Raw genomic sequence first — 22,349 nt, 5'->3', positions numbered from 1 at the left:
CTGCGGCCGGGCCTCTGCGGCGGGGCACGGCGGGCCGGGCGGGACCCTCGCGGGCGGTCTCGCTGCCGTACGGGTTCTTCGCGCTCGGCAGCGGGCTCCTGGTGCTCCGGGCGGGGACCGGTGACGTGCCGGTCGGCGGGGCGGGCGCGGTCGTCGCCCTCACCCTCTCCATGGGCCCGGCCGAGTGGCTGCTCCACCGCTTCCGGCACGAGAGCCTGACCCGGCTGAGGACCCTGGCCACCGCCCGGGAGTTCCGCCGGGCGGTCACCGGCACCCTGGTGCTCTGCCTCGGCGGCTACCTCACGGTCCTCACCGGGCTCGCCCTCGCGGTGACCCGGGCCTGGCCCGGGGCGCCCTGGCCCGCGCTGCCGGGGCTGCTCGCGCTGCTCCTCACCGGGACCGCGCTGTGGCTGGGGCTGCTGCTCCAGGCCTTCGGCTCGGTGATGAGCGCGGCGGCCGTGTGCCTGTGCGCGGCGGCGGCGCAGTCGGCGGCCCCCGGCGCGGGCCCGGCGGCGACCGGGGGAGCGGCCGTCGTGCTGGCCGCCCTCAGCTGTGCTCTGCTGTTACGACCGACCGCCCACCGGTTCTAGAGGGTGCCCGTGCGACCGTCCCTCCTCGTCCCGTTCTACGAGCACCCGGCCGTCCGCCCCGAGGCCTGGGCGGCCCTGGTCCGTGCGGCGCCCCGGCTGTACGGGGTCGTCGTCAACCCGGCGAGCGGCGCGGGCCAGGCGCCCGATCCCGCGTTCGCCGCCGCGACCACCCGGCTGCGGGAGGCGGGCGTACGGCTCCTCGGCTACGCGGACACCGCCTACGGGCGCCGCCCGCACGCCGAGGTCGTCACCGATCTGCTCCGCCACCGCGACTGGTACGGCACCGACGGCGCCTTCCTCGACCAGGTGGCGACCGCGCCCGCCGCCCTCGCCCACTACCGCCGGATCGCGGTGGCGGCCCGCGCGGCAGGGGCGGCCACCCTCGTCCTCAACCACGGGGCCCATCCCGACCCGGGATACGAGGAGCTGGCCGACCTCCTCGTCACCTTCGAGGGCCCCTGGGACACCTACCGGACCCTCGAACTGCCGGTCGCCGCCCACTACTGCCACCTCGTCTACGCGGCCCCGCCCGGCTTCCGTCCGGCCACCCCGGTGCACTGCGCCGTCCCCGGCGGCGGCGCCCACCCCTGGGGCACCCTTCCGCACCCCCTGGAGACCACCCCATGAGACGACTGCCCCTCCTGCTCGCGGGGCTGCTGCTCCTCGCCACCGCCTGCACGACCGTTCCCGGCCCCGGCTCCGGTTCCGGGGCGCGCCCCGATCCGAAGGCGGCGGGGGAGCGGTGGCTGCCGAAGCCGGGCCTGGCCTGGCAGTGGCAGCTCAGCGGCCGGCTGGATCCGTCGGTGGACGTCGCCGTGTACGACATCGACGGCTTCGACCATCCGGCGTCGGCGGTCGCGGATCTGCACCGCCGGGGCCGCAAGGTGATCTGCTATCTGTCCACCGGAGCCTGGGAGGACTTCCGGCCGGACGCGGCCGCCTTCCCGAAGGAGGTGCTCGGCGGCGGCAACGGCTGGAAGGGGGAGCGGTGGCTCGACATCCGCCGTACCGACGTCCTCGGCCCCCTCATGACGAAGCGTCTGGACATGTGCGCGGAGAAGGGCTTCGACGCGGTGGAGCCCGACAACATGGACGGCTACAAGAACCGCACCGGCTTCCCCCTCACCGCCGCCGACCAGCTCCGCTACAACCGGCTCGTCTCCGGTCTCGCCCGGGAGCGGGGCCTGTCGGTCGGGCTCAAGAACGACCTGGACCAGATCCCGGAGCTGCTCGGGGACTTCGACTTCGCGGTGAACGAGCAGTGCGCCCAGTACGAGGAGTGCGCGCTGCTGACCCCCTTCGTCGCGGCGGGCAAGGCGGTCTTCCACGTCGAGTACGAACTGACGACGGACCGCTTCTGCCCGGAGACCCGCCGCCTCGGCTTCGGCTCGATGCGCAAGAAGTACGAGCTGGGGGTGTGGCGGCAGCCCTGCTGAGCCGATGGACGGGGCGGGAGGACGCCCGTTCAGCCCAGCGTCAGCGCGAGCAGCGCCACCGTCGCCGTCGTCTCCGCCACCGCGCCGAACACGTCTCCCGTCACTCCGCCGAACCGGCGGATGCACCGGCGGAGGAGCAGCGCGGACGCGCCCATCGCGGCTCCGGCCGCCAGGACCTGGTGGACCGCCTCGTACGGGGAGAACAGCAGGCCCGTCGCCGCGCAGAGGATAAGGATCAGGGCCGTCGAGAGGGTCGCGGAGCGGACCGGGACGGTGGAGGCGACGATCGCCCCCAGGCCCTCGGGGCGGGCCGGGGGGACGCCGTGGCGGGAGGCGTGGGTGAGGGCGAGCCGGGAGACGGCGGCGGCGAGGACCGCGCCCGCCGCGCCCCGCGTCCAGCTCTCCCCGTACAGCTGGTAGAGCGCCGCCACCTGGGCGAGGAGGACGAGGACCAGGACGATCACGCCGAACGGGCCGATGTCGGACTGCTTCATGATGCGCAGCGCGTCCTCGGCGGGCTTGGCGCTGCCGAGGCCGTCGGCGGTGTCGGCGAGACCGTCGAGGTGCAGGCCCCGGGTGAGGGCGGCGGGGACGGCGGTGGTGAGGACGGCGGCGAGCAGCGGGCCCGCGCCGAGCAGCAGGAAGACACTGCCGAAGACGGCGGCGCAGACGCCGATGGCGAGCCCGGCCAGCGGGGCGCAGAGCATGCCGGCGCGCGCCGCGTCCCGGTCCCAGCGAGTGATGCGGGCGGGGAACACGGTGAGGGTGCCGAAGGCGAAACGCAGGCCGTCCATCCGGGCAGGGTAATCGCCGCTTCCGACCGGTAGATTGTCCATAACGTACATATCGGATCGGGGTGGCATGGGTCACTGGTTCGTCCGGGACATCGTGGAGCCCGGGAAACTTCCGATGCTCCTCGCGCTGACCTCGTTCGTTCTGACCTTCCTGGTCACCCGGGCCGTCACCCGGCTCATCCGGGCGGGCCGAGGACCTTTCCGAAACGTTTCCTCAGGCGGGCTCCACATCCATCACGTCGTCCCCGGCGTGGTCCTCGCCGTCCTCGGCGGATTCGGCGCGGTGGGCAGCGGGCGGCACGGCTTCGGAGCCGCCGCCTTCGCCGTGGTCTTCGGCGTCGGAGCGGGACTCGTCCTCGACGAGTTCGCGCTGCTCCTGCACCTCGACGACGTGTACTGGAGCGACGAGGGACGCAAGAGCGTCGAGGTGGTGGTGCTCACCGCGGCCCTGGCGCTGCTCGCCCTGAGCGGCTTCTCGCCGCTCGGCATCGACGACTTGTCCGCCGAGGAGCGGGCCGACCGCGCCGCCTTCGTCCTGACCCTGGTCGTCAACTTCCTCTTCGTGCTCGTCACCCTGCTCAAGGGGAAGCTGCGGATGGCCCTGATCGGCTCCCTCGTCCCCTTCGTGGCCCTCGTCGGCGCCGTCCGACTGGCCCGCCCCGGCTCCTGGTGGGCCCGGCGGTTCCACCGGCGCCGCCCCCGCGCCCGCGCCCGCTCCCTGCTCCGCGCGTACCGCCACGACAAGCGCTGGACCCGGGCCCGGCGCCGCTTTCAGGACGCGATCGGCGGCTTCCAGGAACGGGTCCCAGGGCGGGACTCCTCCGCCCCCTGACCGTGCCCGCGCCGCCGCTCCCACCAGCAGCGGACCACGATCAGGGCGAGGACGGCGGCGAGGGCCGCCAGATGCTCCTTGCCCGCCAGGTTCGGCTTCACGGCCACCTCCACGCACATGGCCGCCACCACGAGCGCCCCCGTCCAGCGCGCCCCCATCCGCCAGCAGACGTACACGGCGAGGCCGACCACCGCCGCCGACGGCCCGGTGTCCACCACCCGCGCGTCCGACGCGGGCAGCCCCAGCGGCCCGTCGGGCCCGAGGGCGATGCCCACGCGCGCGTACAGCGTCCCGGCGAGGGTGGCCAGATAGGCCAGGGCCAGGGTCCGCCACCGCCCCAGACAGATCTCGGCGATCCCGAAGACCAGCAGCACCTGCCCGAGAGCCCCCCACACGGGCAGGTCGAGCGCCGGGACGAAGAGCGAGAGCGGGGTCCGGAGGAGCGCCAGCCAGAACGGGTCCTCGGCGCGTACGGCACCTATCGCCTGGACGGAGCCGTACCCCCAGTCCTGGTTCTGGACGAGGTGGAGGAGGGAGGTGAGGAAGACGGCGGTCAGCGTCATCGGGATCGCCCGCCACCGGAGGGTGACGAGCGCGGTCCGGACGGCGGCGTACAGCGGGCCCCACTCGCGACGGGCGAAGCCCCGTACGCCGGACCGGCTCAACGACCGCTCTCCAGATGTCTGCGGTGCAGCCACTTCGGAAGCCCCGGGGCTTCCAGGAATCCTTCCGCCCGCCCGGCGGCGAGGCCGATGCGCAGCAGGTCCGCACTCTTCTCGAAGAGCATGAATCGGGGCTCCCAGATCGGTCGGTACTTGGCGTTGGCGCGGTACAGCGACTCGATCTGCCACCAACGGGAGAAGAAACCGAGCAGGGAACGCCACATGCGCAGTACCGGTCCCGCCCCGAGCTTCGAGCCACGTTCGAAGACGGAACGGAACATCGCGAAGTTCAGTGAGACCTGAGTGATTCCGATCTCCCCGGCCCGCCGGAGGAGTTCGATCACCATGAACTCCATCAGACCGTTCTCCGACTCCCGGTCGCGGCGCATCAGGTCGAGCGAGAGCCCCCGCGGACCCCACGGCACGAAGGAGAGCAGCGCCCGCAGCTCACCCGTCTCGTCGGAGCACTCCAGCATCACGCAGCGCCCGTCGCGGGGGTCGCCGAGCCGACCGAGAGCCATCGAGAAGCCCCGCTCGGTGGCGCCGTCCCGCCAGTCGTCCGCCTTGCGCAGCAACGCGGCCATCTCCTCGGCCGGAATGTCCTCGTGCCGCCGGACCCGGACCTCGTACCCGGCCCGCTTCACCCGGTTGTACGCCTGCCGCACCGTCCGCATGGCCCGGCCCTCCAGGGTGAACTCGGCGGTCTCCACGATCGCCTCGTCACCCAGCTCCAGGGCGTCCATGCCATGCCGGGCGTAGATCGTCCCGGCCTCCTCGCTCGCCCCCATCACCGCCGGGATCCAGCCGTGCTCGCGCGCCTCGGCCAGCCAGGGCTCGATGGCACCGGGCCAGGCCTCCGGGTCGCCGATCGGATCGCCCGAGGCCAGCGACACCCCGCCGACCACCCGGTAGGCGATGGCCGCCTTCTCGCTCGGCGACCACACCACGCTCTTCTCACGGCGCAGCGCGAAGTAGCCGAGCGAGTCCCGGTCCCCGTGCTTGTCGAGCAGGGCCCGCAGCCGCTCCTCGTCCTCCTCGGTCAGCGGGTCGACGGCCCGCCGGGAGCGGAAGGCGGCGAAGAGGACCGCGAAGAGCAGCAGCGTGGACAGCACGTTGATGGTGACGTCGACCCAGCCCGGCGGGCTGATCCCGGGGAACCTGGCGTCGTCGGAGGCCAGCGTGACCAGCCGCATCACCCCGTACCGCCAGCGTTCGAGGAAGGTCGAGGGGGCGGTGGAGGTGTTGGTGACGGTGACCAGGACGGCCGCGAGCAGCGAGGTGGCGAGCAGCCCGCCGACCGCGACGACCGCCGCCAGGATCGGGTTGGAGCGGTCGCCCTTCGCGTAGAACTCCCTGCGGCCGACCAGCAGCGCGAGCACGAAGGCGCCGGTGAGGACGAGCGAGATCCAGTTCTGGAGGTGCGCCCTGGTCTCGGGGAAGAACATCACCACCACGAACAGCAGCAGGAACAGGCCGCTCAGGACCAGATTGAGGATCCACGCGGCCCGTTTGCGGCGGCGCATGGTGATCGCCAGGAAGAGGGTGAACACCCCCGAGGCGAAACCGGCCGTGAGCATGTACGGGGTGTAGAAGTCGTCCTGGTTGTGCCGGCGCAGGTCCTGGCCGAATGAGACCCAGACGGCGCTCAGGAAATTGAGGAATGTGACGACACGCAGATACCAGACGGCGAACGCGGCACCGCGCCGCGTGCGGGTGGTGCTCCGGGGCGCTCCTTCGGCGGACAAGCGGACCTCTCCCATGAAAAGCGATCATATGGGGCACCGCTGATCGTGTAGCGGCTCAGGAGACGCCCGCGCGCGCGTCGCACGCACCCGTCCCCGGAGCCGCCGGACCCGCCCTCTCCGTCAGTCGCCCGCCCCGGCTCCGACCCCGTCCACGGCATCCGACGCCGCATCGGATACGGCGTCGGACACGGCATCGGACGCGGCCGGGTCCGGACGCTCGGGCAGCTCCGCGGCGAGCGCCGCGGCGGCCCTGACGAGGGGCAGCGCCAGCAGCGCCCCGGTTCCCTCGCCCACATGGACGCCGTGGTCGAGCAGCGGGTTGAGCGCCATCCGGTCCAGCGCCTTCATCTGCGCGGGCTCCCCGCTCACCTGGCCCGCCAGCCACCAGTCCGGCGCCCGGAACGCCGCCCGCTGCGCCACCAGCGCACAGGCCGCACCCACCACACCGTCCAGGATCACCGGCATCCGCCGCACCGAGGCCTGGAGCAGGAAACCGGTCATCGCCGCCAGATCCGCCCCGCCGACCGCCCCGAGCAGCTCCAGCTGATCGCCCAGGACCGGCCGGGCCCGCCGCAGCGAGTCCCGGATCGCCGCGCACTTGCGCATCCACGCCAGATCGTCGATCCCCGCACCGCCCCGGCCCGTCACCACGGACGCGTCCGTGCCGCAGAGCGCCGCGATCAGGGTGGCCGCCGGGGTCGTCCCGCCGACGCTCAGATCCCCGAGCACCACCAGATCGGTGCCCGAGTCCGCCTCCTCGTCGGCGATCGCGATGCCGAGCCGGACGGCCGCCTCGGTCTCCTCGGCCGTCAGCGCGTCCTCGACGTCGATCCGGCCGCTGCCGCGCCGCACTCGGTGGCGTACCACCTCGGCGGGCAGCAGCGCCGGGTCGCAGTCCAGACCGGCGTCCACCACCCGCACCGGCACGGCCAAGGCACGGGCGAGCACCGCGACCGGGCTCTCCCCTTCGAGGACCGCGCGCACCAGCTCGTGGGCGGTACCGGCCGCCCGGCCCGACACGTCGAGCGAGGCGATGCCGTGATCGCCCGCGAAGAGCACCACCTTCGGCTGCTCGATCGCCCGGACCTTGACCGCCGACTGGGCGGCCGACAGCCACTCCCCGAGTTCGTCGAGCCGACCGAGCGCCCCCGGCGGCACGGTCAGCCGCTCACGGCGCTCCTCGGCGTCCCGCCGGACACCGCCGTCGGAGCGCTCGATCAGATCGGAGAAGTCGTCCAGATTCACGGGTTCCGCCTTGTGACAGATCAGCGAGGGCCATCGGTGATCGGCACCCTACCCGCGCAGGACGAGCGCCTGTCCTGCGACCACGAGGAGGACCTGCTCGCACTCGTCGGCGAAGGCCGCGTTCAGGCGTCCCAGCTCGTCCCGGAAGCGGCGCCCGGCGGCCGTCGCGGGGACCACCCCCGAGCCGGTCTCGTTCGTCACCGCCACCACCGTCCGCGCCGTCGCCCGCACCGCCGCCACCAGCTCCGCCGTCCGCTCCCGCAGCGCCTCCCGGCCACCCGCCTCCCAGGTCCCGTCGTCCCAGGCGCCCACCCGGTCCATGGCGTCCGTCAGCCACAGCGACAGACAGTCCACGAGCAGCGCGGGACCCTCCCCGTCGAGCAGGGGTACGAGGTCACAGGTCTCGGCGGTACGCCAGGACGAGGGCCGCCGCTCCCGGTGCAGGCCCACCCGCTCCGCCCACTCCGGGTCGCCCTCCCGGCCGCCGCCCGTCGCCACGTACAGCACCTCGGGGAAGGTTTCGAGCCGCCGCTCGGCCTCCACGGACTTGCCCGATCTGGCCCCGCCCGTCACCAGGGTCCGGCGCGGCACCTCCGGCACCTCGTGGTAATCGCCCACGTACAGCGTCGTCCCGTCCGGCACCGCCCGCGCCCCCGCCGCCGCGAGCCGCCGGTCCAGCTCGGGACCGGTGGGCACGTCGTGGTCCAGATGCACCGCGATCACCTCGGTGGCCCGGCCCACCGCCCCGGTCGCCCGCAGCCGGGCCAGCGCGTCCGGCCGGCCCGTCACATCGGCCACCACCAGGTCGTACGGGACCCGGTGCCCGTCCGGGAGCCCGGCCGGGGCCCCGCCGGGCGGCAGGTAGAGCAGCCGCTCGCCGTCCGCCGACACCACCTCGTACCCGGTGCCGGGGGCGTCCATCGGCACGGCCCGCACCCGGTGCCCGGAGATCAGCGTCAGCTCCCGCCCGTCCGGCACCCGCCCGGCGGCGGGCAGCCCGGCGGGCACCTCCACCGGCGGCCCGGCCTGCGGGTGGGTGAGCAGCACCTGCCGCACCCCCACGAGCGAGTGACCCGACCGGGCCGCCGCGAGCGCGGCCCCCGGCGTCAGGTCGAGCAGCAGGGCCCCGTCCACGAGCAGCGCCGTCGCGGCACGGACCCGGGGTCCCCGGGAGAGCGCGCACACGGCGCACGGGCAGTCGGGACGGGGCAGACCGAGCGGAGCGCCGGTGCCGAGCAGAGTCAGTTCCACCCTCAGATCCTCCCGCGCCGCCGCGAACGGTGCGCGCCCGGCTACGCTGCGGGCAGGAAACCGAGCATCCGGTGAGCACCAGGAGGCGCACATGGCGTGGACGTGGCGGTTCGAGAAGTCCGACGGCACCGAGGTGGAGCCGTCGGTGACCCCCGAGGAGTTCCCCACCCAGGGCGACGCGGAGAGCTGGATCGGCGAACACTGGCGCGACCTCCTGGGCGGCGGCGCGGACCAGGTGACCCTGTCGGAGGACGGCACGGAGATCTACGGACCGATGCCGTTGAACGCGGAGGCGTAGGGGAGGACCGGGAGGACCGGGGAGCACCCGGGGGAGGACCTGGGGGCCCGGCAGGGCCCTCCGGCCCGCGCGGCCCGGAGGGCCCTGCCGGGCCTGTACGTCGGGAGCGTCTGCCAGGCCTGTACGTCGGGAGCGCCTGACGGCCCGCATGCCGGGAGTGTCTGCCGAGCCGCATGCCGGGAGTTCCTGCCGGGCCCGCACGCCGGGCAGCGCCTGTCGGCCGTCGGCCCGTACGTCGGGAGTTCCTGCCAGGCCCGCACGCGAGGGCGCCGGGTCCGGAGCCCTCGGAGGTCCTCCCACCGGGCCCGGAGCCCTCGCCGGGCCCCTTCGCCGCCCCCGTTTGGAGCCTCCGCCGCGCCCCGCTGCCGCCCGCCGGGGCCCTACATCTCGCCCAGCGTCACCTCGGTCTTCCGGGACTCCGTGCCCCGGACGTACGTCGTCGTCACCTTCTCGCCCGGCTTCATCGCAGCCAGGGCCTCGGAGAGGGAGGTGATGGTGGTGATGTCGGTGTCGCCGAGCCGGGTGATCACATCGCCCGGCTTCAGGCCCGCCTTGCCCGCCGCGCCGTCGGCGGGGGCCTCGACCACCGCCACGCCCGCCGGTTCGTAGTTGTCGTTCACCACCGTGCGGCCGGTGATGTTCAAGGCCGCCCGGCCGGAGTCCGTCACTTTGCCGTGCTGGATGATCTGGTCCGCGACCGTCCGCACCATCGATGCCGGGATCGCGAAGCCGATGCCGGGCGCCGAGCCGCCGCCCAGCTCGGGATCGGTGGCCGCGAGCGTCGGGATGCCGATGACCTCGCTGTCCAGGTTCACCAGGGCGCCCCCGCTGTTGCCGGGGTTGATCGCCGCCGATGTCTGGACCATGTTCCCGATGGTCGCGCCGGTGCCGCCGCCGGCCCTTCCCTCGCTGACCGTGCGGCCGGTCGCCGAGACGATGCCCTGCGTCACGCTGCCGGACAGACCGAGCGGGGAGCCCATCGCGAGGACGATCTGTCCCATGTCGACGCGGGACGAGTCGCCGAGCTTCGCCGCCTTCAGTCCCTGGGGCGGGTTCTCCAGGCGGAGGACCGCGAGGTCCTGCTCCGGGTAGGAGGAGACGAGACGGGCGGTGACCGTCTGCCCGCCGGTGGCCGAGGTGACCTTGAAGCTGGTCTCCTGACCGACCACGTGCGCGTTGGTGACGATGTGCCCCTTGCCGTCGTAGACGACCCCGGAGCCGAGGCTGTCCCCGGCTTCGATCTGCACCACGGACGGCAGGACGTTCTTGATCACGGCCTGGTAGTCGCTCTGAAGCTCGTTGACGGCCAGCGGCGCCGCCGCCTGCGTGGCGCGCTCGGGCGCGCTCGTCCGCCCGCCAGCGGAACAACCGCAGGCCAGGGCGGCGGCGCAGACCACCGCGACGAGGGGGAGGAAGCGGGGGATACGGGCGTGGGCACGGGATACGTCCATGTCCGGAGTATCCGTTCCGCCCCGCCGCGAGGCCCGGCGAGCGCACCCGAACAGGGGGGGCCGGAGCCGGTCGCGGGGCCGGTCCGGAGTGGATCGTGGAGCCGGGCCAGGGGCGATCGTGGAGCCGGGCCGGGGACGGCCGAGTCGATCGTGGAGCCGGTCCGGGGACGGGCGCGGAGCCGAGATCGCGGAGCCGGTACTGAGGCGGCCGAGGAGCCGATCGTGGAGCCGGTACGGATACGGGCGGGGAGCCGGTCCCGGAGAAGAAGCCCCCAGGTCGGCCCGGCGGCCCCGGGATCAGCCCCGAGGCCCCCGCTTCAGCCCCGTACCCCGCACAGGTGCAGCATCGCCGCGAGCCGGCGGTACGGGTCGGTGCGTCCGGCCCGTTCCTCGGCGGAGAGCAGGCGGTCCAGCTCGTCGGCGGCGGGCAGTCCCGCCTCGGCCGGTACGCCGTCGGTGAAGACCCGCACCCCGTACCAGGCGTGCAGCGGCGCGGCGATCCCCGCGAGAGTCGACGTCAGGGCGTCGAGCCGGTCGGCCCGCACCTTCGTGCCGTGGTCGTCGGTGTAGACGTCCGATTCGAAGCCCGCGAGCGCCCCCGACCAGTCCCCGGCGAGTCCCGGACGCATGGCGAGGGCCTCCGCGTTCCGTACGACCAGGGAGAAGAGGCCGCCGGGGGCCAGCATCCGGGCCAGTCCGGCGAGCAGCGCGTCGGGCTCGTCCGCGTACATGAGCACCCCGTGGCAGAGGACCACGTCGAAGCTGCCGGGGAGGAAGTGCACCCCGGTCTCGCGTCCGTCGCCCTCGATGAGCCGGACCCGCTCACGGATTCCGGCGGGCTCGGTCGCCAGCGAATCGCGGGCCGCCTTCAGCAGCCCGGGGTCGGCCTCCAGACCGGTGACCGTGTGGCCCGCGCGGGCCAGTCGCAGCGCCTGCGTGCCCTGGCCCATTCCCGCGTCCAGGACCCGCAGTCGCTGGCCCACCGGGTAGCGGGCGGATATCTGCTCGTCCAGCTGACGGGCGACGATCTCCTGCCGGATGGTGTCCCGCAGCCCCCCGGCCCCGACGGGCCAGTGGCTGACGACGGGCAGCGCCGCGCCGCCGGTCCCCGAGGTCGCCGCGCCGAAGGGAGGTTCGACGGGCTCGGGCCTCAGGGGGCCGACGGCGGGCTCGACAGGCTCCGAGCTGTCGGCGCTCAGGGCCGCTCTCCGCGCTTGACCTGCGGCTTCGGCAGTCGCAGGCGGCGCATCTGGAGCGTGCGCATCAGGCCGTAGGCCACCGCGCCGCGCTTCGGCTCGTTCGGGAAGCGCTCGTTCAGCTGCTTCCGCAGCCGGATCCAGATGCCGATCGAGTCGATGACGATCAGGACGATCACACCGAGCCACAGCAGCAGCGAGATGTTCTGGAGGCCCCGGTTGGCGTTGCCGAACAGCGACAGCACGAGGATCACCACGGCCATCGGCAGGAAGTACTCGGCGATCGCGAAGCGGGAGTCGACGTAGTCGCGCACGAAGCGGCGGACCGGACCCTTGTCGCGGACGGGCAGATAACGCTCGTCACCGTTGGCCAGCGCGTCGCGCTGACGGGCCAGGTCCGAGCGGCGGGCCTCGCGCTGGCGCTTGGCGGCCTCCTTGCGGTCGGTCGGCACCGTCGCGGCGCGCCGACGCTGGGTCTGCGCTTCACTCCGCTTCGGTGTCGGGCGGCCCTTGGGGGCCTCGGGGTCGCGGGGCTGCTTGGAGAGGTCCGCCGTCACCTTCTCGGTGGGGGCCTTCTCTTCCTTCGAACGGCTACGGAACACAAAACCCAAGGGTACGGGGTGGTGGGCATGAACCCCATGCCGGGCGGGAACGATCCGCTAACGGAGTGCGTCTTCGGTGGTACGCATACGGGACCGGCCCGCGCCATCCCCTGGGTCCGTCTACTCCCTGCGCGGGAGGGATCAGGGGACACAGTCGTCCTTGGGGAGGAGCGCATCGTGCTCCGAACAGTGCGGTAATGGATGCAGGGCCCGTACTGTGGATCCTGTCGAAGAGCTGGACCCGAAGTCCGTCAGAAGGGGGCGCGCGAAGCCCATGAGCGGTGTCATGAAGCGTATGGGGATGATCTTCCGCGCGAAGGCGAACAAGGCCCTTGACCGGGCCGAGGATCCGCGCGAGACGCTCGATTACTCCTACCAGAAGCAGCTGGAGCTGTTGCAGAAGGTGCGTCGCGGGGTCGCCGACGTCGCCACCTCCCGCAAGCGCCTGGAACTCCAGCTGAACCAGTTGCAGGGCCAGTCCTCCAAGCTGGAGGACCAGGGCCGCAAGGCGCTCGCCCTCGGCCGCGAGGACCTGGCGCGCGAGGCGCTCTCCCGTCGCGCCGCGCTCCAGCAGCAGGTCAGCGACCTGGAAGTGCAGCACCAGACGCTCCAGGGCGAGGAGGAGAAGCTCACCCTCGCCGCCCAGCGTCTCCAGGCCAAGGTGGACGCCTTCCGCACCAAGAAGGAGACCATCAAGGCGACCTACACGGCGGCCCAGGCACAGACCCGGATCGCCGAGTCCTTCTCCGGCATCTCGGAGGAGATGAGCGACGTCGGTCTCGCGATCCAGCGGGCCGAGGACAAGACCGCCCAGCTCCAGGCGCGCGCGGGCGCGATCGACGAGCTGCTCGCCTCCGGCGCCCTGGACGACCAGTCCGGGCTCGGCAAGGACGACCTCCAGGCGGAGCTTGACCGGCTCTCCGGCGGTACGGACGTCGAGCTGGAGCTCCAGCGCATGAAGGCGGAGCTGGCAGGCGGCCCGTCGGCGCAGCAGCAGGCGATCGAGGGCGGTGGCGCGGCGGCCCCGCAGGACCGCTCGCAGCAGTCCCACCCGCGCTTCGAGAAGTAGCCCGCTCCGGGACCCGGAGCACCGGACAGGACCGGAAGAACAGGACGCGTCATGATCGTACGGATCATGGGGGAGGGCCAGTGGGAACTGGCCGACAGCCACTTCGCCGAGCTGAACAGGCTCGACGACGAGCTGCTGGACGAGATGGAGTCGGGGGACGAGGCCGGGTTCCGGCGCACGCTGGGCGGCCTTCTCGACGCGGTCCGACGGCTCGGCGAGCCCCTGCCGGACGACGCGCTCGCACCCTCCGAGCTGATCCTCCCCGCCCCGGACGCGAGCCTGGCCGAGGTCAGGGAGATGCTCTCCGACGACGGTCTGATCCCGGGCTGACGGCCCGGTCCCGGGACCCCGGGGCCGGAGAACCGCCGGAGCCCCGGACCGACGGACGCCCCACCGGACCCGCCGGGCCTACGAGCCCGGCGGGTCCGGCCGTATGCGCGAGGGTCCCGGGGGCGGGGTCTCGGGCGGGGCCGGTCGTAAGTACGAGGTCCCGGCGTACGAGGTCTCGGGTGGGTCCGGCCGTATGCACGAGGACCCCGGGGTGCGAGATCTCGGGCGGCGTTTGTACGAGGTCCCGGTGTACGGCGCCTCGGGCGGGGCCAGCCGCATGTACGAGGGGCCCGGCGTACAGCGGCTCGGGCGGGCCCAGCCATATCCATGACGGTCCCGGCACACGGCACCTCGGGCCGGCCCGGTCGTATGTGCGAAAGGTCATAGAGGGCCGGTCGTCCCGGTGCCCGTACGTGCGCGAGCCCGCGCGGTTCCGGCCGTAAGCGCAGGGCCCAGGCGCGCGGCCCGTGCCCCCGCGCCCCGTCCCGTACCACCGCACCCGCCCGCCCGCACCCCGTACCGTTGTCCCCCGTGACCCCCACCGGCGCCGCCCTCGCCCGCCTCCGCGACTGGTTCCGCGGGCATCCGCTCGCCTTCGACGCGGTGGTCGCGGCCGGCGCGCTCGTCAGCATGGTCGCCGGGTCCTTCACCGACCCGCACGGCAGCCCCAGCGGCCCCACCTTCGGCGACCGCGTGCCCACCGTCGGCAGCGTCCTCCTCATGGGCGTCGGCGCCCTCGCGCTTGTGGCGCGCCGCCGCCACCCCCTGCGCGTGCTCGCCCTCACCGTCGCCGTCACCCTCGTCGAACTGATAGGCGAGGCCAGGCCCGCGCCCACCGCCATGAGCACCGCCATCGCCCTCTACACGGTGGCCTCCCGTACCGACCGGCCCACCACCTGGCGGGTCGGCCTCGTCACCATGGCGCTGCTCACAGGCGCCGCCATGGTCTTCGGCCCCACCTCCTGGTACGCCCAGGAGAACCTCGGCGTCTTCGCCTGGACCGGGATGGCCGCCGCCGCGGGCGACGCCGTCCGCAGCCGCCGCGCCTTCGTCGACGCCATCAGGGAGCGCGCCGAGCGGGCCGAACGGACCCGCGAGGAGGAGGCCCGCCGCCGGGTCGCCGAGGAACGCCTGCGGATCGCCCGCGACCTCCACGACGTCGTCGCCCACCACATCGCCCTGGTGAACGTGCAGGCGGGCGTCGCCGCGCACGTCATGGACCGGCGCCCCGACCAGGCGAAGGAGGCCCTGTCCCACGTCCGGGAGGCCAGCCGCTCCGCCCTCGACGAACTGCGCGCGACCGTCGGTCTGCTGCGCCAGTCAGGCGACCCGGAGGCCCCCACCGAACCGGCCCCCGGCCTCGCCGTCCTCGACGGGCTGCTCGACAGCTTCCGCAAGGCCGGCCTCCCCGTCGCCCTCGCCCGCGCCGACGGGGACGCCGCCCTGCCCGCCACCGTCGACCTGGCCGCGTACCGGATCGTGCAGGAAGCCCTGACCAACGTCCGCAAGCACGCGGGACCGGACGCCAAGGCCGAGGTCAGCGTCGTCCGGGTGGGCCGTACGGTGGAGATCACCGTCCTCGACGACGGCGCGCCCCAGACCACCGGGGAGCCCGCACCCGGCGGCGGCCACGGACTGCTCGGCATGCGCGAGCGGGTCGGCGCGCTCGGCGGCACCCTGACCGCCGCCCCCCGCTACGGCGGCGGCTTCCGCGTACAGGCGATACTGCCGGTGACGTGCCGCACGGGGGAGGACACATGACGATCCGGGTACTGCTCGCCGACGACCAGGCCCTGCTGCGCAGCGCCTTCAAGGTCCTGGTGAACTCCGAGCCGGACATGGAGGTCGTCGGCGAGGCGGCCGACGGCGCCCAGGCCCTCGACCTGGCCCGCTCGGTCCTCCCCGACGTCGTCCTGATGGACATCCGGATGCCCGGCACCGACGGCCTCGCCGCCACCCGGGCGATCACCGCGGAACCGGGGCTCTCCGGCGTACGGATCGTCATGCTGACCACCTTCGAGGTCGACGAGTACGTGGTCCAGTCGCTGCGCGCCGGGGCCTCCGGCTTCCTCGGAAAGGGCGCCGAACCGGAGGAACTCCTCGGCGCCATCCGGATCGCGCACGCGGGCGAGGCGCTCCTCTCGCCGACCGCGACCAAGGGCCTCATCGCCTCCTTCCTCGCCCAGGGCGGAGGCGTGGACGACACCGGCGCGGGAGCCGCCCGCGCCGAACGGCTCGCCGCGCTCACCGCCCGGGAACGCGAGGTCCTCATCCTGGTCGCCGGAGGACTCTCCAACGACGAGATCGCCGACCGGCTCGACGTCAGCCCGCTCACCGTGAAGACCCATGTGAACCGGACCATGGCCAAGCTCGGCGCCCGCGACCGGGCCCAGCTGGTGGTCACTGCCTACGAGTCGGGACTGGTACGCCCGAGGGTGGAGTGACGGCGTACTCCATACGCGGTACGCATCCGCAGAGGATCTGGACCCGGGGGCCGAGGACTTCCGGCGCCCGATGGCGGATCGTATAGGCGGGGGGCACACGGCCGATCCAGTGGGCCGAGACCGGGACACCGGCTGCTCCCGTCTGCCCACGAGTACGCCACAGAAGAGAGACCCCATGTCCTGGCTGTCCAGATTCAGCCTCGCGCAAAGGGCCCTGATCGGGCTGATCTCCATCGTCGCGATCGTGTTCGGGGCGATCGCGATACCGCAGCTGAAGCAGCAGTTGTTCCCCTCGATCGAGCTGCCGATGGTCTCGGTCCTCGCTCCCTACCAGGGCGCCTCTCCCGATGTGGTCGAGAAGCAGGTCGTGGAGCCCCTGGAGAGCAACCTGAAGGCCGTCGACGGCCTGAAGTCGGTCACCTCCACCGCCTCCGAGGGCATGGCCGTCGTCATGGCCTCCTTCGACTACGGCGACGAGTCCACCAAGCAGCTCGTCGCGGACGTCCAGCAGGCCGTGAACCGGGCCCGCGCCCAGCTGCCCGACTCGGTCGACCCGCAGGTCGTGGCCGGTTCCACCGACGACATCCCGACCGTCGTCCTCGCCGCCTCATCCGACAAGGACCCGCAGGCCCTCGCCGACCTCCTGGACCGGACCGTCGTGCCCGCCCTCCAGGACATCGACGGCGTCGCCCAGGTCGCCGTCAGCGGCGTCCAGGACCTCCAGGTCTCCGTCACCCCCGACGAGCGGAAGCTCGCCCAGGCGGGGCTCACCAGCATGAAGCTCGCCGAGACCCTCCGCTCCGGCGGCGCCACCCTCCCGGCCGGCGCGTTCTCCGAGGCGGGCAGGAACCGCACGATCCAGGTCGGCGGCGGCTACACCTCGCTGCGCCAGATCGAGGAGCTGCGCATCCCCGCGGCCGTCCCCGGCCAGGGCAAGGCCGTCCGCCTCGGCGACGTGGCCACCGTCCGCCAGGAGGAGTCCCCGCGCGTCTCCCTCACCCGGACCAACGGCAAGCCCAGCCTCGCCGTCATGGCCACCATGGACAAGGACGGCAGCGCCGTCGCGATCTCCGACGCCGTCGAGAAGGCGCTGCCCGAGCTGCGCCGCGACCTCGGCGCGGGCGCCGAGCTGACCGTCGTGTCCGACCAGGGCCCGGCCGTCGCCAAGGCGGTCGCGGGACTCACCACCGAGGGCGCCCTCGGCCTCGTCATGGCCGTCCTGGTGATCCTGGTCTTCCTGGCGTCGATCCGCTCGACCCTGGTGACCGCCGTCTCCATCCCGCTCTCGGTCGTCCTCGCCCTCATCGTGCTGTGGACCCGTGACCTCTCGCTCAACATGCTCACCCTCGGCGCGCTCACCATCGCCATCGGCCGGGTCGTGGACGACTCGATCGTGGTCCTGGAGAACATCAAGCGGCACCTGGGCTACGGCGAGGAGCGCGAGGCGGCGATCCTCACGGCGGTCCGCGAGGTGGCGGGCGCCGTCACGTCCTCGACCCTCACCACCGTCGCCGTCTTCCTGCCGATCGGTCTGACCGGCGGCATGATCGGCGAGCTGTTCGGCTCGTTCTCGCTGACGGTCACGGCCGCCCTGCTGGCCTCGCTGCTCGTCTCCCTGACCGTGGTCCCGGTCCTCTCGTACTGGTTCCTGCGCGCCCCCAAGGGCACCCCGGACGACCTGGCCGAGGCCCGCAGGATCGCCGAGGAGAAGGAGGAGAAGAGCCGTCTCCAGCGCCTCTACGTGCCGGTCCTGCGGTTCGCGACCCGGCGCCGGATCATGAGCCTGGGCATCGCGCTCGTCGTCCTGATCGTCACCTTCGGCATGACCCCGCTCCTGAAGACCAACTTCTTCGACCAGGGCGACCAGGAGGTCCTGAGCATCCAGCAGGAGCTGGCGCCGGGCACCGGTCTCGACGCCTCCGACGCCGCCGCGAAGAAGGTCGAGCGACTGCTCGCCGACACCGAGGGCGTCGCGGACTACCAGGTCAACGTGGGCTCCTCCGGCTTCATGGCGGCCTTCGGCGGCGGCACCGGCACCAACCAGGCCTCCTACAAGGTCAGCCTGGCGGACTCCGCCTCGTACGAGAAGACGAAGAAGGCCCTGGAGACGGGCCTCGCCGCCCTCGACGGCATCGGCGACACCCGGATATCGGCCGGTGACGGCTTCGGCGGCCAGGGCCTCAGCGTGGTCGTCAAGGCCTCCGACGCGGAGGTCCTCAGGAAGGCCTCCGAGCAGGTCCGAACGGCGGTCGCCGGGCTCAAGGACGTCACCGACGTGCAGAGCGACCTCGCGCAGTCGGTGCCCCGGATCTCCGTCAAGCCGACCGCGAAGGCGGCCGACGCGGGCTTCGACTCCGCCTCGCTCGGCATGATCGTCACCCAGGCCGTCCGGGGCACCCCGGCCGCCAAGGCGATCCTCGACGACAGCGAGCGGGACGTCCTCATCACCTCGGCGCACCCGGTCTCCACCCTCGCCGGGCTCAAGGCCCTGCCGCTCGGCCCGGTGAAGCTGGGCGACATCGCCACCGTCGAGCTGGTCCCCGGCCCGGTCTCCATGACCCGGATCGACGGCGCCCGCGCCGCGACCATCACGGCCAAGCCGGTCGGCGACAACACCGGCGCGGTCAGCGCCGTACTCCAGACGAAGATCGACTCCCTGGACCTGCCCGAGGGCGCCACCGCCACCATCGGCGGCGTCTCCGAGGACCAGTCCGAGGCCTTCCTCAACCTGTTCCTGGCGATGCTCGCGGCCATCGCGATCGTCTTCATGCTGCTCGTGGCCACCTTCCGGTCGCTGATCCAGCCGCTGATCCTGCTGGTCTCGGTCCCCTTCGCGGCGACCGGAGCCATCGGCCTCCTGGTGGTCACCGACACCGCGATGGGCGTCCCGGCGATGATCGGCATGCTGATGCTCATCGGCATCGTCGTCACCAACGCCATCGTCCTGATCGACCTGATCAACCAGTACCGGGCCCAGGGCCTCGGCGTCGTCGAAGCGGTGATCGAGGGCGGGCGGCACCGTCTGCGCCCGATCCTGATGACCGCGCTCGCGACGATCTTCGCGCTGCTTCCGATGGCGCTCGGCATCACCGGCGAGGGCGGCTTCATCGCCCAGCCGCTGGCCGTGGTGGTGATCGGCGGTCTGATCACCTCGACGCTGCTGACCCTGCTGCTCGTGCCGACGCTCTACGCGATGGTCGAGCTGCGCAAGGAGCGCCGCGCACGGCGGAAGGCGGCCAAGGCGGAGGGCCCCGAGGGCGGCACCCCCGTCCCGCCGCAGCCGAAGGAGCCGGCCGCGGTCTGACCCGGACCGGCCCCGCACACCCCATGAGGGGCCCACGCACCCCATGACGAAGGGGCGCCCCGCACATCAGGCGGGGCGCCCCTTCGGCGTCGGCGCGGTCGGCCGTGCCGTACCGGAGAACCGGCCCGGCCGTACCGGAGAACCGTTACGGCAGCGCGAGCATCCGCTCCAGGGCGAGCTTCGCGTACTTCTCGGTTTCCCGGTCGACCTGGATCCGGTTGACCAGGTTGCCCTCGGCCAGCGACTCCAGGGTCCACACCAGGTGCGGCAGGTCGATGCGGTTCATCGTCGAGCAGAAGCAGACCGTCTTGTCGAGGAAGACGATCTCCTTGTCCTGGGCGGCGTAACGGTTCGCCAGCCTGCGGACCAGGTTCAGCTCGGTGCCGATGGCCCACTTGGAACCGGCCGGGGCCGCCTCCAGGGCGTTGATGATGTACTCGGTCGAGCCGACGTAGTCCGCGGCGGCGACGACCTCGTGCCGGCACTCGGGATGCACGAGCACGTTCACCCCCGGGATGCGCTCCCGGACGTCGTTCACCGAGTCCAGCGAGAAGCGGCCGTGCACCGAGCAGTGCCCCCGCCAGAGGATCATCTTGGCGGCCCGCAGCTCCTCGACGGTCAGTCCGCCGTTCGGCTTGTGCGGGTTGTAGAGCACGCAGTCGTCCAGGGACATGCCCATGTCGCGGACGGCCGTGTTGCGGCCGAGGTGCTGGTCCGGCAGGAACAGCACCTTCTCGCCCTGCTCGAAGGCCCAGTTCAAGGCCCGCTCGGCATTGGAGGAGGTGCAGATCGTGCCGCCGTGCCGACCGGTGAAGGCCTTGATGTCGGCCGAGGAGTTCATGTACGAGACGGGCACGACCTGCTCGGCTATGCCGGCCTCGGTCAGCACGTCCCAGCACTCGGCGACCTGCTCGGCGGTGGCCATGTCGGCCATCGAACAGCCGGCCGCGAGGTCGGGCAGGACGACCTTCTGGTCGTCGCCGGTGAGGATGTCGGCGGACTCGGCCATGAAGTGCACACCGCAGAAGACGATGTACTCGGCCGAGGGCCTGGCCGCCGCGTCGCGGGCGAGCTTGAAGGAGTCGCCGGTGACATCGGCGAACTGGATGACCTCGTCGCGCTGGTAGTGGTGGCCGAGCACGAAGACCTTGTCCCCGAGCTTCTCCTTGGCCGCGCGGGCGCGCTCCACCAGGTCCGGGTCGGAGGGAGACGGCAGATCGCCGGGACACTCCACGCCACGCTCGCTCTTGGGGTCGGCCTCGCGGCCGAGCAGGAGCAGGGCGAGCGGCGTCGGCTGCACGTCGAGCTCGGTATGGGTCTGGGCCGTGGTCACGTCACGCACCCTTTCTTCGGGGAACCTTTTCGTCTAAATGACGCTATCTATCATAACCTCTTCACGTCACGTTGACGATGGCCATAGTGTCGATGTGACGAATTCGCCGTCGGCCCTTCTCGGAGTCCATCGGAGTCCGCCGGAGTTCACCGGCTCCGCCTCTGGACAGGGTGTGCGAGCATGAAAGAAGAAAGACCCACTCGGCCCGGAATGAATCCGGGGCACCGTCGGTTACCACCGTCGGCAAGCAGTCTCCGTACACCACCGGGAGAGAAGCAGATGTCCGTATCGGACGAGAAGACCACTGTCAGCGACGGCATCCTCCTGTCCGACGCCGCCGCGGCCAAGGTCAAGGCCCTCCTCGACCAGGAAGGCCGCGAGGACCTGGCCCTGCGCGTCGCCGTTCAGCCCGGCGGCTGCTCCGGCCTGCGTTACCAGCTCTTCTTCGACGAGCGTTCGCTCGACGGCGACGTCGTGAAGGACTTCGGCGGCGTCAAGGTCGTCACCGACCGCATGAGCGCCCCGTACCTGGGCGGCGCCTCGATCGACTTCGTCGACACCATCGAGAAGCAGGGTTTCACCATCGACAACCCGAACGCCACGGGCTCCTGCGCCTGCGGCGACTCGTTCAGCTAAGCCCCACGCACGCGGTTCGGCCGTTCCTTTCGCACGGTTCGGCCGGGCCGTAGGACCACGAGGCAAGCGGTAACGCACACGAGGGCGGCGGTCCGGGAATGCTCCCGGGCCGCCGCCCTCGCGCGTACCCGCAGGAGGCGTGTACCCGCGGGACGCACGCGCCCGTGGGCCGCGCGTACCCGCCGGGCTCAGCGCCCCGGCACCGCCTCGCCGCTCGCCGCGTCCACCACCGGCCGGGAGCCCAGCGGGGCGGCCAGCGTCACCGTCCGCGTGAACTCCCGCGCGACCATCACGCACACCCGGTCCGGAGCGGCCGGTTCCTCGCCGATCCGCACCGACACCCGCTCCGCGCTCTCCTCGGCCGTGACCGTGTACGCGGTGCACACCCCGCCCGAGAAGGAGACCGAGAGCTTCCGGCCACCCTCCTCCACGCGGTACGACTGGATCCGCCGGGCCGGTGCCGTGCCGTCCCCGGGCTCAGCCGACCGCGCCAGCCGCTCGGGGGTCACCGCCGTGCCCGCCACCGTGTACGGCGGGCCGTCCACCGGGTCCGCCGTGAACAGCCACGACGGTACGAGCAGCCGTTCACCGGCCACCTCCCGGGCGGCGAGACCGAAGACCGCGCCCGTCACCGGAACCTGCTCCGGCGGAGCCGTCCCCGCCACCTTCCGGCAGGGAGAATCCGGCGCGATCCCGCCATCCGTACCGCCACTTCCGGACTTCCCGGACCCGTCCACCCGACCGGCACCGTCCACCGGACCGGACCCGCCGGGCCCTCCGGCACCGCCCGCCCCGTCAGGAACCCCCGACCCGCCCTCGGGGCAGCGGCCGACCCCCGCAGGGCCCGTGGTCCTCGCGTCCTCGTTCAGGGCCGCCAGCGCCTCCGCCGCGCCCATCACCGGGTACACGGCCCCCTTCGCCAGCGGCTTCAGCATGCCGTTCCCCGCGACCGGGCGCCCGTCCCGCGCGATCCGCAGCTCCGTCGCCCAGCCGTGCGTGGGCAGCCCGCCCACCACCGGATCGGCGTTCACCAGCCGCGCCGAACCGTCCACCGCCCGGCTCGTGGCGACCTTCGCGCCGTCCTGCCCGAGCGCCTTGAGCACGGGCGCGGCCGCCGCCCGCGCCGCCGCG

General features: G+C 72.9%; 19 protein-coding genes and 2 pseudogenes. 11 read left to right on the top strand and 10 right to left on the bottom strand.

What is annotated here, in order from left to right; translation table 11 throughout:
• From BU197_RS02570 to BU197_RS02560, 3 genes and pseudogenes are all read left to right on the top strand, one after another.
• Positions 1–590: pseudogene (locus BU197_RS02570) on the top strand (hypothetical protein); the annotation flags it as partial.
• A 9-nt stretch (positions 591–599) separates the two neighbouring features.
• Positions 600–1,217 (top strand): spherulation-specific family 4 protein, encoded by a 618-nt coding sequence (locus tag BU197_RS02565; protein WP_188266509.1) that lies wholly within the window; start codon positions 600–602, stop codon positions 1,215–1,217.
• Positions 1,214–2,026: an endo alpha-1,4 polygalactosaminidase gene (locus BU197_RS02560; RefSeq protein ID WP_188266508.1), complete on the top strand. Its 813-nt coding sequence runs from the start codon at positions 1,214–1,216 to the stop codon at positions 2,024–2,026. Before BU197_RS02565 ends, BU197_RS02560 begins: the two co-directional genes overlap by 4 nt.
• Positions 2,027–2,055: 29 nt before the next feature.
• Here the strand turns inward: BU197_RS02560 and cobS are convergent, their stop codons facing one another.
• Positions 2,056–2,820, bottom strand: coding sequence for an adenosylcobinamide-GDP ribazoletransferase (cobS, locus tag BU197_RS02555; RefSeq protein WP_223183812.1), 765 nt, complete (start codon positions 2,818–2,820; stop codon positions 2,056–2,058).
• 67 nt (positions 2,821–2,887) lie between these two features.
• Between cobS and BU197_RS02550 the strand changes: the two genes are divergently transcribed.
• A complete protein-coding gene (locus BU197_RS02550; RefSeq protein WP_188266506.1) occupies positions 2,888–3,652 on the top strand; it encodes a hypothetical protein in 765 nt (254 codons plus the stop codon).
• Here the strand turns inward: BU197_RS02550 and BU197_RS02545 are convergent.
• The 4 genes from BU197_RS02545 to BU197_RS02530 form a co-directional block, all read right to left on the bottom strand.
• Positions 3,592–4,317 carry a hypothetical protein gene (locus BU197_RS02545; protein WP_188266505.1) on the bottom strand — a complete coding sequence of 242 codons (726 nt, stop codon included), beginning with the start codon at positions 4,315–4,317 and terminating at the stop codon, positions 3,592–3,594. The genes BU197_RS02550 and BU197_RS02545 overlap by 61 nt on opposite strands.
• Entirely contained in the window at positions 4,314–6,074 is a 1,761-nt protein-coding gene (locus BU197_RS02540; protein WP_188266504.1) for a phosphatidylglycerol lysyltransferase domain-containing protein, read from the bottom strand. Before BU197_RS02540 ends, BU197_RS02545 begins: the two co-directional genes overlap by 4 nt.
• 105 nt (positions 6,075–6,179) lie before the next feature.
• Positions 6,180–7,304: a nicotinate-nucleotide--dimethylbenzimidazole phosphoribosyltransferase gene (gene cobT, locus BU197_RS02535; RefSeq protein WP_188266503.1), complete on the bottom strand. Its 1,125-nt coding sequence runs from the start codon at positions 7,302–7,304 to the stop codon at positions 6,180–6,182.
• 48 nt (positions 7,305–7,352) lie between these two features.
• Entirely contained in the window at positions 7,353–8,555 is a 1,203-nt protein-coding gene (locus tag BU197_RS02530) for a bifunctional adenosylcobinamide kinase/adenosylcobinamide-phosphate guanylyltransferase (RefSeq protein WP_188266502.1), read from the bottom strand.
• 91 nt (positions 8,556–8,646) lie between these two features.
• Between BU197_RS02530 and BU197_RS02525 the strand changes: the two genes are divergently transcribed.
• Complete coding sequence (locus BU197_RS02525; RefSeq protein ID WP_188266501.1) at positions 8,647–8,853, top strand: hypothetical protein; 207 nt, start codon at positions 8,647–8,649, stop codon at positions 8,851–8,853.
• 380 nt (positions 8,854–9,233) lie between these two features.
• Here the strand turns inward: BU197_RS02525 and BU197_RS02520 are convergent, their stop codons facing one another.
• From BU197_RS02520 to BU197_RS02510, 3 genes are all read right to left on the bottom strand, one after another.
• Positions 9,234–10,304: a S1C family serine protease gene (locus BU197_RS02520; RefSeq protein WP_188266500.1), complete on the bottom strand. Its 1,071-nt coding sequence runs from the start codon at positions 10,302–10,304 to the stop codon at positions 9,234–9,236.
• A 317-nt stretch (positions 10,305–10,621) separates the two neighbouring features.
• Positions 10,622–11,356: a class I SAM-dependent methyltransferase gene (locus BU197_RS02515; protein WP_188266510.1), complete on the bottom strand. Its 735-nt coding sequence runs from the start codon at positions 11,354–11,356 to the stop codon at positions 10,622–10,624.
• A gap of 143 nt (positions 11,357–11,499) precedes the next feature.
• A complete protein-coding gene (locus tag BU197_RS02510) occupies positions 11,500–12,102 on the bottom strand; it encodes a DUF3043 domain-containing protein (RefSeq protein WP_188266499.1) in 603 nt (200 codons plus the stop codon).
• 274 nt (positions 12,103–12,376) lie between these two features.
• Here BU197_RS02510 and BU197_RS02505 point away from each other — a divergent pair, with 274 nt between their 5' ends.
• The 5 genes from BU197_RS02505 (at position 12,377) to BU197_RS02485 (ending at position 19,249) form a co-directional block, all read left to right on the top strand.
• A complete protein-coding gene (locus BU197_RS02505) occupies positions 12,377–13,171 on the top strand; it encodes a PspA/IM30 family protein (protein ID WP_188266498.1) in 795 nt (264 codons plus the stop codon).
• A 51-nt stretch (positions 13,172–13,222) separates the two neighbouring features.
• A complete protein-coding gene (gene pspAA / locus BU197_RS02500; protein ID WP_188266497.1) occupies positions 13,223–13,501 on the top strand; it encodes a PspA-associated protein PspAA in 279 nt (92 codons plus the stop codon).
• 531 nt (positions 13,502–14,032) lie between these two features.
• On the top strand, positions 14,033–15,262 hold the full coding sequence (locus BU197_RS02495) for a sensor histidine kinase (RefSeq protein ID WP_188266496.1): 1,230 nt from the start codon (positions 14,033–14,035) through the stop codon (positions 15,260–15,262).
• Positions 15,259–15,945, top strand: a complete 687-nt coding sequence (locus BU197_RS02490; protein ID WP_188266495.1) for a response regulator — start codon at positions 15,259–15,261, stop codon at positions 15,943–15,945. Before BU197_RS02495 ends, BU197_RS02490 begins: the two co-directional genes overlap by 4 nt.
• A 175-nt stretch (positions 15,946–16,120) precedes the next feature.
• Positions 16,121–19,249, top strand: coding sequence for an efflux RND transporter permease subunit (locus BU197_RS02485; protein WP_188266494.1), 3,129 nt, complete (start codon positions 16,121–16,123; stop codon positions 19,247–19,249).
• 145 nt (positions 19,250–19,394) lie between these two features.
• Here the strand turns inward: BU197_RS02485 and nadA are convergent, their stop codons facing one another.
• Positions 19,395–20,582, bottom strand: a complete 1,188-nt coding sequence (gene nadA / locus BU197_RS02480) for a quinolinate synthase NadA (RefSeq protein WP_188266493.1) — start codon at positions 20,580–20,582, stop codon at positions 19,395–19,397.
• 279 nt (positions 20,583–20,861) lie between these two features.
• Between nadA and BU197_RS02475 the strand changes: the two genes are divergently transcribed.
• A complete protein-coding gene (locus BU197_RS02475; protein ID WP_188266492.1) occupies positions 20,862–21,218 on the top strand; it encodes an iron-sulfur cluster assembly accessory protein in 357 nt (118 codons plus the stop codon).
• A gap of 188 nt (positions 21,219–21,406) precedes the next feature.
• On the opposite strand, the pseudogene BU197_RS02470 reads toward BU197_RS02475, so the two are convergent.
• Positions 21,407–22,349 (bottom strand): annotated as a pseudogene (locus tag BU197_RS02470) (hypothetical protein); the annotation flags it as partial.

Origin of the sequence: Streptomyces sp. CBMA291, from assembly GCF_014596525.1 — a bacterium.
GTDB lineage: Bacteria > Actinomycetota > Actinomycetes > Streptomycetales > Streptomycetaceae > Streptomyces.
The sequence above is the reverse complement of the archived record's forward strand: the minus strand, read 5'-3'. Positions and strand labels throughout refer to the sequence as shown.

What these genes read in the sequence shown, in the direction of transcription:
- BU197_RS02490 (WP_188266495.1), top strand. Translation starts at nt 15,259, where the DNA reads ATGACGATCCGGGTACTGCTCGCCGACGACCAGGCCCTGCTGCGCAGC.
- BU197_RS02475 (WP_188266492.1), top strand. Translation starts at nt 20,862, where the DNA reads ATGTCCGTATCGGACGAGAAGACCACTGTCAGCGACGGCATCCTCCTG.
- BU197_RS02550 (WP_188266506.1), top strand. Translation starts at nt 2,888, where the DNA reads ATGGGTCACTGGTTCGTCCGGGACATCGTGGAGCCCGGGAAACTTCCG.
- BU197_RS02505 (WP_188266498.1), top strand. Translation starts at nt 12,377, where the DNA reads ATGAGCGGTGTCATGAAGCGTATGGGGATGATCTTCCGCGCGAAGGCG.
- BU197_RS02560 (WP_188266508.1), top strand. Translation starts at nt 1,214, where the DNA reads ATGAGACGACTGCCCCTCCTGCTCGCGGGGCTGCTGCTCCTCGCCACC.
- BU197_RS02540 (WP_188266504.1), bottom strand. Translation starts at nt 6,074, where the DNA reads ATGGGAGAGGTCCGCTTGTCCGCCGAAGGAGCGCCCCGGAGCACCACC.
- BU197_RS02525 (WP_188266501.1), top strand. Translation starts at nt 8,647, where the DNA reads ATGGCGTGGACGTGGCGGTTCGAGAAGTCCGACGGCACCGAGGTGGAG.
- BU197_RS02485 (WP_188266494.1), top strand. Translation starts at nt 16,121, where the DNA reads ATGTCCTGGCTGTCCAGATTCAGCCTCGCGCAAAGGGCCCTGATCGGG.
- cobS (WP_223183812.1), bottom strand. Translation starts at nt 2,820, where the DNA reads ATGGACGGCCTGCGTTTCGCCTTCGGCACCCTCACCGTGTTCCCCGCC.
- pspAA (WP_188266497.1), top strand. Translation starts at nt 13,223, where the DNA reads ATGATCGTACGGATCATGGGGGAGGGCCAGTGGGAACTGGCCGACAGC.
- BU197_RS02520 (WP_188266500.1), bottom strand. Translation starts at nt 10,304, where the DNA reads ATGGACGTATCCCGTGCCCACGCCCGTATCCCCCGCTTCCTCCCCCTC.